Source organism: Mongoliimonas terrestris (genome assembly GCF_001927285.1).
GTDB classification, from domain to species: Bacteria; Pseudomonadota; Alphaproteobacteria; order Rhizobiales; family Pleomorphomonadaceae; genus Chthonobacter; species Chthonobacter terrestris.
On the sequence record NZ_MSIG01000034.1, the window covers coordinates 1 to 9,540 of the forward strand.

General features: G+C 68.0%; 9 protein-coding genes. All 9 read right to left on the minus strand.

What is annotated here, in order from left to right; all coding sequences use genetic code 11:
* Positions 1–328: hypothetical protein (locus tag BUQ68_RS24045; RefSeq protein WP_210215678.1), on the minus strand; the 328-nt coding region annotated here is incomplete at its 3' end.
* A 1-nt stretch (position 329) separates the two neighbouring features.
* A complete protein-coding gene (nifX, locus tag BUQ68_RS22250; RefSeq protein WP_075218231.1) occupies positions 330–812 on the minus strand; it encodes a nitrogen fixation protein NifX in 483 nt (160 codons plus the stop codon).
* Positions 806–2,194 carry a nitrogenase iron-molybdenum cofactor biosynthesis protein NifN gene (gene nifN / locus BUQ68_RS22255; RefSeq protein ID WP_075218237.1) on the minus strand — a complete coding sequence of 463 codons (1,389 nt, stop codon included), beginning with the start codon at positions 2,192–2,194 and terminating at the stop codon, positions 806–808. Before nifN ends, nifX begins: the two co-directional genes overlap by 7 nt.
* Positions 2,194–3,762 (minus strand): nitrogenase iron-molybdenum cofactor biosynthesis protein NifE, encoded by a 1,569-nt coding sequence (nifE, locus tag BUQ68_RS22260; RefSeq protein WP_083656820.1) that lies wholly within the window; start codon positions 3,760–3,762, stop codon positions 2,194–2,196. Before nifE ends, nifN begins: the two co-directional genes overlap by 1 nt.
* A 169-nt stretch (positions 3,763–3,931) precedes the next feature.
* Complete coding sequence (locus tag BUQ68_RS22265) at positions 3,932–4,324, minus strand: type II toxin-antitoxin system VapC family toxin (protein ID WP_075218232.1); 393 nt, start codon at positions 4,322–4,324, stop codon at positions 3,932–3,934.
* Entirely contained in the window at positions 4,321–4,617 is a 297-nt protein-coding gene (locus tag BUQ68_RS22270) for a hypothetical protein (RefSeq protein ID WP_075218233.1), read from the minus strand. The genes BUQ68_RS22265 and BUQ68_RS22270 overlap by 4 nt, the downstream gene beginning before the upstream one ends.
* Before the next feature lie 164 nt (positions 4,618–4,781).
* Positions 4,782–6,323 (minus strand): nitrogenase molybdenum-iron protein subunit beta, encoded by a 1,542-nt coding sequence (gene nifK / locus BUQ68_RS22275; protein ID WP_075218234.1) that lies wholly within the window; start codon positions 6,321–6,323, stop codon positions 4,782–4,784.
* A 158-nt stretch (positions 6,324–6,481) separates the two neighbouring features.
* Positions 6,482–8,002, minus strand: coding sequence for a nitrogenase molybdenum-iron protein alpha chain (nifD, locus tag BUQ68_RS22280; protein ID WP_075218235.1), 1,521 nt, complete (start codon positions 8,000–8,002; stop codon positions 6,482–6,484).
* Between the two features lie 135 nt (positions 8,003–8,137).
* On the minus strand, positions 8,138–9,034 hold the full coding sequence (gene nifH / locus BUQ68_RS22285; protein ID WP_075218236.1) for a nitrogenase iron protein: 897 nt from the start codon (positions 9,032–9,034) through the stop codon (positions 8,138–8,140).
* Between the last annotated feature and the right edge of the window lie 506 nt (positions 9,035–9,540).

Genomic DNA, 9,540 nt, shown 5'->3' on the forward strand with positions numbered 1-9,540 from the left:
GCGGTGTGGGGTGATCCGTTGCCGTAGCCTCAAGCCCGACCGTCATGGTCCGGTTCAGTCGGACCAGCCACGCATTCTGTCGGTTGGACGGAAGGGTGGTGGCCGGGTGAGCGGAGGTGGAAAAGCGTGGGTGGTCCGCCTGCGCGGACCATGACGGTCGCGGCGATCCCGTGGATCCTGTCGATCCCGTGGATCCCGTCGATCCCTTCAATCCCTGCCAACGCGGCAGGCGCGAGGATTGCGCGGCCGCGGGCTTCGGCGCCGGGCGCAGCAGCGTCAGGGGCGTCAGGGCGAGGATCAAGAGGGCGAGGGCGGTGAGGTGGGGCATGTCAGTCGTCCGCGTCGAAGGCCGGCTTGGCGGTGACGCCGGCGTCGGCGAGGAGCTTCCTCAGCCACGGCGGCGGGGTGCCGGCCAGCATGGCGCGGGTGCGCTCCAGCACCTCCTCGATCGGCGCCGGGTTGGGCACCTTCACCGGGTGGATCTTCGCCGACACGACCTTGGCGGCGGAGGGGCCGCCGATGGCGAGGCAGAAGAGGATCTGGCAGCCGGTGAGGCCCTCCACCTTCGGGCCGATGCGGTCGTCGCCCTCGGTCTTGTGCTTGCCGCTCTCGTCGGAGACGTCGTCGAAGTCGAGGGCTTCCACGAAGCTCCAGCCTTCGGTGGAGACGTCGTAGACGGCGAAGCGCTTGGCGGAGCCGAAGTGGGCGTTGAGCCCCTTCATGTCCTGGGTGGCGATGGCGACGCGGATGGTCGGGCCGGTCAGCGCCGGGCCGGAGAGAGTGTCCGCAAGGGCGAGGCGGCGGGTCAGCATGGGCGGGGCTCCGGGGAAAGGGCGGCCGGGACGGGCCGGTCGCGGAACGGGTCGAGGCCGGCCGGGGACGGCGCGTGGTGTTCGGCCTGGAAGAGGTTGGCGATCTCGAACATGAGGGCGCGGGTGCCGGCATAGCCGACCGACACCTTGTGCTGGCTGCCGAGCCTGTCGAAGATCGGAAAGCCGATGCGAAGGTGCGGACGGTGCAGGCGTTCCGCGGCCTGGCGGCCGTGGCTGTGGGTGGCGATGAGGTCGGCGTCGCCCTCCCGCGCGAGCCGCTCCAGGTCGCCGAGGTCGCCGATCAGCACCTCTTCGGCCGGAATGCGCTCCAGGGCGCGGGAGCCGACGGCGGTGGAGACCGCGCCGACGATGCGGGCGCCGAGGCCGGCAAGCAGCGTGGTGACGGCGAAGAGGAGGTCCGGCTCGGCGGCGACCGCGACCTTGCGCTCGCCGACGATCAGGTGGCCGTCCAGCATGGCGTCGACGAGGCGCGAGCGCTCGCGCTTCTGCCGCTCCGGCACCGGCCGGCCGGAGAGGCGGGCGAGGGCGGCCACGAAAGCGTCGGCGGCCTCCAGGCCGGTGAGGCTCGGCTGCACGGTGAGAGGCACGCCGGTGCGGTCGGCGAGGAGCCGGCCTGGCGCGGCCATGTGCTCGCCGATGGCGAAGGTGGCGGCCGCCCGGCCCATGGCGCCGATGGCGGCAAGGGGCGTGCCGCCGTAGCTGGTGGGCACCCAGGCGTCCGGCACGGTGCCGTCGAGCGAGAGCGAGATGTCGGGGAGGAGGGTCGGCGTGAGGCCGAAGCTCTCCACCAGATCGCGGACGGCCTCGATGTCGCCGGGGGTGAGGTGCTGACCGACGAGGATGTTGACCGCGAGCGGGTCGGCGCCGGCGACGCGGGTCTCCGGCACGAGGCCGGCGATGACCGCCTCGGTGGCCTTGGCCCAGCCTTCCTCCAGGGCGCCGGTGAAGTCCGGCGTGGAGGCGTAGACGACCGTGGTGCCGGCAAGATCGTCGGCGCGGCGCTTGAGGATGGTGCGTACCTCCCCGGCCATGTCCTCGCCGCGGGTCTCGGTGAGGGCGGTGGAGGCGATGCCGATCAGCTTCGGCTTCATGCGGGATTTCAGGTTGAGGAGAGCCTCCTCCAGATGGTCCGCGCCGCCGAGGATGGTGGAGACCTCGTTCATGGCGGTGGTCTGGATCGGGATGGTCTCCTTGAAGTGGCGCACCATCAGGACGAGCGCGAAGGCCGTGCAGCCCTGGCTGCCGTGGAAGAGCGGCACGGCGCCCTCGACGCCGAGATACGCCATGGCGGCGCCGAGCGGGGCCGACTGCTTCAGCGGGTTGACGGTGGCGGACTTGCGGACCGGGACGACGATGGACATCAGCACTCTCCCAGTTCCTGGGCGTCGGAGCCCGCGAAGGCCTTGAGGAAGGCGCCGGCCGGCAGGGCGGGAGCGTCCTGCGGGAGTGTGTCGGCGAGCACGGTTTCGGTCAGCACGGGGCCGCCGAAGGTGGGGGTCACCAGGGCGTCGGCGAGGAAGTTCGGGGCAAAGAGGTCGTCGGCCTCGGCGGTCTCCCACGGGGCGGGGGCGCGGACGGCGGCCCAGACCGGGTTGTGGATGGCGGCGGCGATCTTCTTCACCATCTCCACCATGCCGTCGTAGCCGGCGAAGGCGTCGTGGCGCTCCTGGTTGATATCCATCCAGGGCGTCTTGGCCTTGAGGGCGATGAACTGGGTGCGGCCGCCGGAGAGCATGATGTCGGCCTCCCGGTCCTTCAGCATGCGGTACATGTCGCGGGGCGCGATGGCCTCGAACATGTGCGGGTCGTCCTTCATCAGCTGCTTGATGCGGGCCTTGTCCTCGGCGGTGGATTTGCGGACGGAGGTGCCGACGATCTCCATGCCCATCTCCATGAGGGCGGAGACCACGGACCAGGACTTCACGCCGCCGGTGTAGAGGAGCACGCGCTTGCCCTGTAGCAGCGGCCGGTAGGGGGCGAGGCGGGCCCAGACGCGGGCCTCCTCCTCGGCGATCAGGGCCTCGGTGCGGGTGAGGAGGTCCGGGTCGGCGCCGGTGCGCACGAGGAGGCGGGCGGTCTGGCGGAGGGCGTCGGAGGTGTCCTCCACGCCGTAGAAGGAGCCCTCGAAATAGGGGATGCCGTAGCGCTCCTCCATCTTGCGGGCGAGATTGATGAGGGCGGCCGAGCACACCATCATGTTGACGCGGCTGCGGTGGGCGGACGCCACGTCGCGATAGCGCGCGTCGCCGGTGATGCAGGCGTGGAGGCGGATGCCGAGCCGCCGGAACAGCGGCTCCACCTGCCAGAGCTCGCCGGAGAGGTTGTATTCGCCGATGATGTTGATGTCGGTCGGGGTGGAGACCTCCGGCTCGGCGGTGCCGATCACGTGGTCGAAGAGGGTCTCGCCGGCGAGCTTGTTGCCGAGCTGCTTGGCGCCGGCGAAGCCGGGGGCGATGACCGGGATGACCGGGGTGGCGAACTTCGCGCTCGCGGTCTTGCAGACCGCCTCGATGTCGTCGCCGATGAGGGCGGTGACGCAGGTGGAGTAGACGAACACGGCCGGCGGCGCGTGGGTCTCCACGATCTCGCGGATGGCCCGATAGAGCTTCTTCTCGCCCTGGCCCATGACCACGTCGAGCTCCGTCACGTCGGTGGTGAAGGAGGTGCGGTAGAGGAGCGGGCCGGACGAGGCGGCGTGCCGGTTGTCGTAGGAATTGCCCTCGCAGGCGAGCGGCCCGTGGATGAGATGGGCGGCGTCGGTGATCGGCTGCAGGACGATCTTCGCGCCGTCGAAGGCGCAGCCGCCGGCGGCGGCGCCGGGGGTGAGCGGCTTGGAGCAGCCTTTCTTCCGCGCCTTCTCGTCCTTCAAGAGGTTCTTGTCGCAGGCGGGTTCGTTGAAGACGTCCTGGATCTTGGCCTGAAGGGACATGACGCGCGTCCTCCCGCGGGGGTTCGGGGGAGGAGGAGCAAGGAGGGTGCCAGTGTGGGGTGGGGGAGGAAATGCGTTTAGTTAAAACGGCTTGACGGTCAACGGCCAGCGGCGGCCGGGTTGTCGCGACAACGCCTGTCGGGAATGCGACGATCCCTCTTGTCGGCTTTCAGGCGGTTGGGATTGCGGCAATCACGTCGGTGGCGGCGAAGTCGCGGCCGACGAACAGGAGCGGCAGGTTCTTCTGCCGTGCGAGCGCATACGAAAAGCAATCACCGAAGTTGAGATGGGCCGCATGAAACCCCTTGCCCCATCGCCGGTATGCCTGGACGGCATGGCCGGCCTCCTCGGCGCCGACGTCGGCGACGACGATAGGGGGGACGTTCAACATGGCGTCGAGTTCATCGGCGACGTCGCGTCTGAGAGCGACGATGTTCACTTCGACCAGGGTCGCCGCGGAGATGTGGACGACCTCGGCGTGTTCCAGCGCGGTGCGGACCGCCTCCCATCCGGGCTCCCGCAGCAGCACTGTCATCAAAGCCGAACTGTCCGTGACGATCACCCGGGCAGGCCGTATTCGTCGTAGAGGAAATCCTGGGACCGGGCCGCGTCGGGGCCGGGGCGTGCCTTGGCCGAGGCGGAGCGTGCGATCTCGTCGAGAAGGCGTCGCCGGCGGGCGATTTCCTCGGGCGTGACCGGACGGGGCGTAAAGGCGGAAACGGCTTCACAGGTGATGACCGGAACCAGGCGCACAACGGCTCCCTCTGTCGCGCCGAGGCGGACATCCTCGCCGCGTCGTGCGCGTTCCACCAGATCGGCCAATCGGATCTGTGCCTCCTCGATCGGAACGATCATCAGGGCTCTCCACTCGGTCACTCTGCCATCCGTAGATTTGATGAAGGTGGACGAAGCCGTCAAGCTATCGATCTGGAATGTGTCGTATCGGGCGGAGCCGACACCAAACGCCAAACGGCCGGGCTCCTCGCCCGGCCGCCTGTCATCGCGTGGACCCTCTCCGCTCAGCGGGTGAGGTCGTAGCTGTAGTCGGTCACGCCCGGCTCGTTGGTCTCGCGGTCGAGGACGTCGAAGACCTTGTCGAGGAGGGTGGTGAGGACGCGGAGGCCTCCCTGGTAGCCCCACACCGGGAAGCGGTGGTGGTGGTGGCGGTCGAACACCGGGAAGGTCATGCGGATCAGCGGGACCTTGGTGTCGCGCTCCAGGTACTTGCCGTAGGAGCTGCCGACCAGGAAGTCGACCGGCTCGGTGAAGAGCAGCGAGCGCAGGTGCCAGAGGTCGCGCTGCGGCCACACCTTGCTCTCCCGGGCGAACGGGGAGGCGGCGAGCATCGGGGCGATCTCCTCCTCCCAGTGCTTGGTGCCGTTGGTGGAGAGGATGTGGGTGGGCTCGCCGCCGGTCTCCAGCACGAAGCGGGCGAAGGCGGTGGCGAAGTCCGGGTCGCCGAAGATGGCGTACTTCTTGGCGTGCAGGTGCGCCTGGCTGTCCGCCATGGCGTCGATCAGCCGGCCGCGCTCGCGCTCGATCTCGGCCGGGACGGGCTTGCCGGAGATGGCGGAGAGCTTGACCAGGAGCTCGTCGGTGGCGGCGACGCCCATCGGGTAGTGGAAGACTTCGGTCTTGATGCCGAAGGTCCCGGCATATTCCAGCGTCTTGCGGGTGCACCAGCCCTGCAGGGAGATGACGTATTCGGCGTCCTGGGCGGCCGCCACGTCCTCCAGCTTCGTGCCGCCGTCATACATGCGGAACTCGCCGTCGGCCGGGGTGTCGAACTGGTCGGACGCGTCGCCGAGAAGGACGTAGTCGACGCCCATCAGGTCGAGGATGCGCTTCAGCTCGCGGTTGTTGCCGACGCAATACCCGTCGAAGCCCGGGATGATGGCGACCTTGCCCTTCACTTCCGTGCGGGTGCGGCCCTTCCAGAAGTGCTCCAGAACGCCCTTCACCATGTTGTCGTAGCCGTCCACGTGGCTGCCGACGAAGGCGGGGGTGTGGGCGAAGGGCACGTCGAACGCGGCCGGAACCGAGCCCTTGTCCTTGGCCGTCTGGATGAAGGAGTGCAGGTCGTCGCCGATGACTTCCGCCATGCAGGTGGTGGAGACGGCGATCATCTTCGGATTGTAGAGCGAATAGGTGTTGGCGAGGCCGTCCACCATGTTGTTGAGGCCGCCGAACACGGCCGCGTCCTCGGTCATCGACGAGGAGACCGCCGACGACGGCTCCTTGAAGTGACGGGAGAGGTGCGAGCGGTAGTAGGCGACGCAGCCCTGGGAACCATGGACGAAGCTCATGGTGCGCTCGAAGCCGGCGGCGGCGAACACGGCGCCGAGCGGCTGGCAGGCCTTGGCGGGGTTCACCACGAGAGCCTCGCGGGCGAGGTTCTTCTCACGGTAGTCCCAGCCTTGAGTCCAGTCGGCGATCTCGCTGACGCGGGCGTCGGAGACGCCGCACTCGAAGTTGAGCTTCTTGTTGGCGAGCATGTCCTTGTATTCGGGCTCGCGGAAGAGCGGTGCGTGGTCGAGCACCTTTTCGGCCGATTGCGGCATGGGTCTGATCCTTCGATGTCTGGCCGCGCCATACGGCGGCACTGGCAAAGGAGAGGGGTTCGCGACCGGCGGCGCCGGCGCGGGCGGATGCGGATGGGTTTGGAAGGGGTGCCGGGCCGATGGGGCGGCCCGGCGTGTCAGGGCTTAACTGCCTGGTCTCACTCGGCGGCGACGAGAGCCGGGGCGTCATCGTTCTTCCACGGTGCCTTCATCAGGCCCCAGACCGGGTTGTTGATGGCCAGGTCCATATCGCGGGCGAAGATGGCGAAGCCGTCGTAGCCGTGGTAAGGGCCGGAGTAGTCCCAGGAGTGCATCTGACGGAACGGGATGCCCATCTTCTGCACCGGGTACTTCTCCTTGATGCCGGAGCCCACGAGGTCGGGCCGCACCTTCTCGATGAACTTCTCCAGCTCGTAGCCGGTCACGTCGTCATAGATGAGCGTGCCCTTCTTCACGTAGTGGCCGGTGCGCTGGTAGTCGTCGTTGTGGCCGAACTCGTAGCCGGTGCCGACGATCTCCATGCCGAGATCCTCGTAGGCGGTGATGACGTGACGCGGGCGGAGGCCGCCGACGTAGAGCATCACGGTTTTGCCTTCCAGGCGCGGCCGGTACTTGGCGATCACGGCGTCGACCAGCGGCTGGTACTTGGCGATGACGCGCTCGGCGCCCGCCTCGATCTCCGGGCCGAAGTGCTTGGCGATCTTGCGCAGGCTGTCGGCAATCTGGCTCGGGCCGAAGAAGTTGTACTCGGTCCAGGCGACGCCGTACTTCTCTTCCATGTAGCGGCAGATGTAGTTCATCGACCGGTAGCAGTGGATGAGGTTGAGCCGGGCCTTGGGGGCGCGCTCGATCTCGGCGAGGGTGGCGTCGCCGGACCAGTTGCCGACCACGCGCAGGCCCATCTCCTCGAGGAGGATGCGGGAGGCCCAGGCGTCGCCGCCGATGTTGTAGTCGCCGATGACGTTGACGTCATAGGGGCCGGGCTCGAAGGCGGTGTCGGCGTTCTGCTCCACGCCGCCCTTGTTCTCGAACACCCAGTCGCGCACGGCGTCGTTGGCGATGTGGTGGCCGAGCGACTGGGAGACGCCGCGGAAGCCTTCGCAGCGCACCGGAACCACGGTCTTGCCGTGCTCCTTGGCCTTCTTCTTGGCGACCGCCTCGATGTCGTCGCCGATGAGGCCGATCGGGCATTCCGACTGGATCGTGGTGCCGTTGGCGAGCGGGAAGAGGTCGTTGATCTCGTCGATCACCTTCTCCAGCTTCTTGTCGCCGCCGAACACGATGTCACGCTCCTGGAAGTCGGAGGTGAACTGCATCGTCACGAAACTGTCGATGCCGGTCTTGCCGATGTAGTAGTTGCGGCGCTGGGACCAGGAATACTGGCCGCAGCCGACCGGGCCATGGCTGATGTGGACCATGTCCTTGATCGGACCCCACACCACGCCCTTGGAGCCGGCGTAGGCGCAGCCGCGGATGGTCATCACGCCCGGCACGGACTTGATGTTGGACTTCACGTCGCATTCGGTGAGCGGCTGGCCGTCCTCGGCCACCTCGTCGCCGTCCTTGGCAACGTTGAGGTGCTTCTTGCGCCGCTTGGCGAACTTCTCCGGATAGGCCTCGAGGACTTCCTCGATCAGCTTACCCATCGCTTCGCCGTCGTTCTCATAGTCGAGGCTCATGGGGATCGTCCTGTCTGCAGGTCTTGGGATGGGGATCGGGCGGACCCCGGACCGTCCGGCCCCGGGGTCAAGGCCCGGGGCGGACGGCGAGGGGGATGCGGGCGGCGCGGGCCGGTGGCCGCGCCGCCGTCCGGATCAGTGCGCGGCGGCCGCCTTGGCGGCTTCCTTGGCGGCGAGCTCGGCGAGGGCCTGCTCGTCGGACTTCATGATGCCGAAGTCGAGCAGCATGTCCTCCAGCTCCTCCATGGTGATCGGGGTCGGCACGGTGCCGAGGCCCGAGTTGGCATGGATCTTCGTGGCGAGCTGGCGGTACTCCTGAGCCTGCTGGCTCTGCGGGGCGTACTGGATCACCGTCTGCTTGCGCAGCTCGGCGTGCTGCACGATGTTGTCGCGCGGCACGAAGTGGATGAGCTTGGAGTTGAGGCGGGCGGCCAGGGCCTCGGCGAGGTCGAGCTCGCGGTCGGTCTGACGCTCGTTGCAGATCAGCCCGCCCAGGCGCACGCCGCCGGAGTGGGCGTACTTCAGGATGCCCTTGGCGATGTTGTTGGCCGCGTAGAGGGCCATCATCTCGCCGGACATGACGATGTAGATCTCCTGGGCCTTGTTCTCGCGGATCGGCATGGCGAAGCCGCCGCACACCACGTCGCCGAGCACGTCGTAGGAGACGTAGTCGACGTCGTCATAGGCGCCGTTCTCTTCCAGGAAGTTGATGGCGGTGATGACGCCGCGGCCGGCGCAGCCGACGCCGGGCTCCGGGCCGCCGGACTCCACGCATTTGATGCCGTTGTAGCCGATCTTCAGGACGTCCTCGAGCTCCAGGTCCTCGACCGAGCCCTGGGACGCGGCGAGGTGGAGGACGGTGTCCTGCGCCTTGGCGTTCAGGATCAGACGGGTGGAGTCGGCCTTGGGGTCGCAGCCGACGATCAGGATCTTCTGATCGAGCTCGACCAGAGCCGCGAGGGTGTTCTGGGAGGTGGTGGACTTGCCGATGCCACCCTTGCCGTAGAAGGCGATTTGCCGAAGCTTTGCCATGTCGGAATTCCGGAAGTTGGGGTTGGGTCCGAACGCGCGGCCGGTGAGTTCCGATCGCCGCTGGCCCCTTATCCGCAACCTGCGTGCCAAGGGGCTTGGCATGGGGTAAGTAGTTGATTTTGTTGAAGATGATCAGTGGGTGGGCAGGGTTTGCGGGGGTTTGGTCCGACGTGGTTGTCGGAGCCTCGACAAAGCTCCGACAGTGGGTGTTGGGGGGTGAGGGGGTGCGGCGCAGGCTCTTCCTGCTGGCGGAAGGCGGGATCCGGCCGGCGCGGGCATGGGCGCTGCGTGGCGGTTGATGGGGCGGACGGTTGGGCCCCGGCTTTCGCCGGGGTGACGGTGGAGGGGTTTAAGGGTTGGGGGGCGCGCTTGGCCGGCGACCCCTCCCCGACGACCTGACGGCCGTCGACCCTCCCCGCGAGGGGGAGGGTGGGCGCGAGGTGGGGGAAGGGGACGCGGAAAAGGAAAGGAAAAAGGAAAAGCGTGGGTGGTCCGCCTGAAGCGGA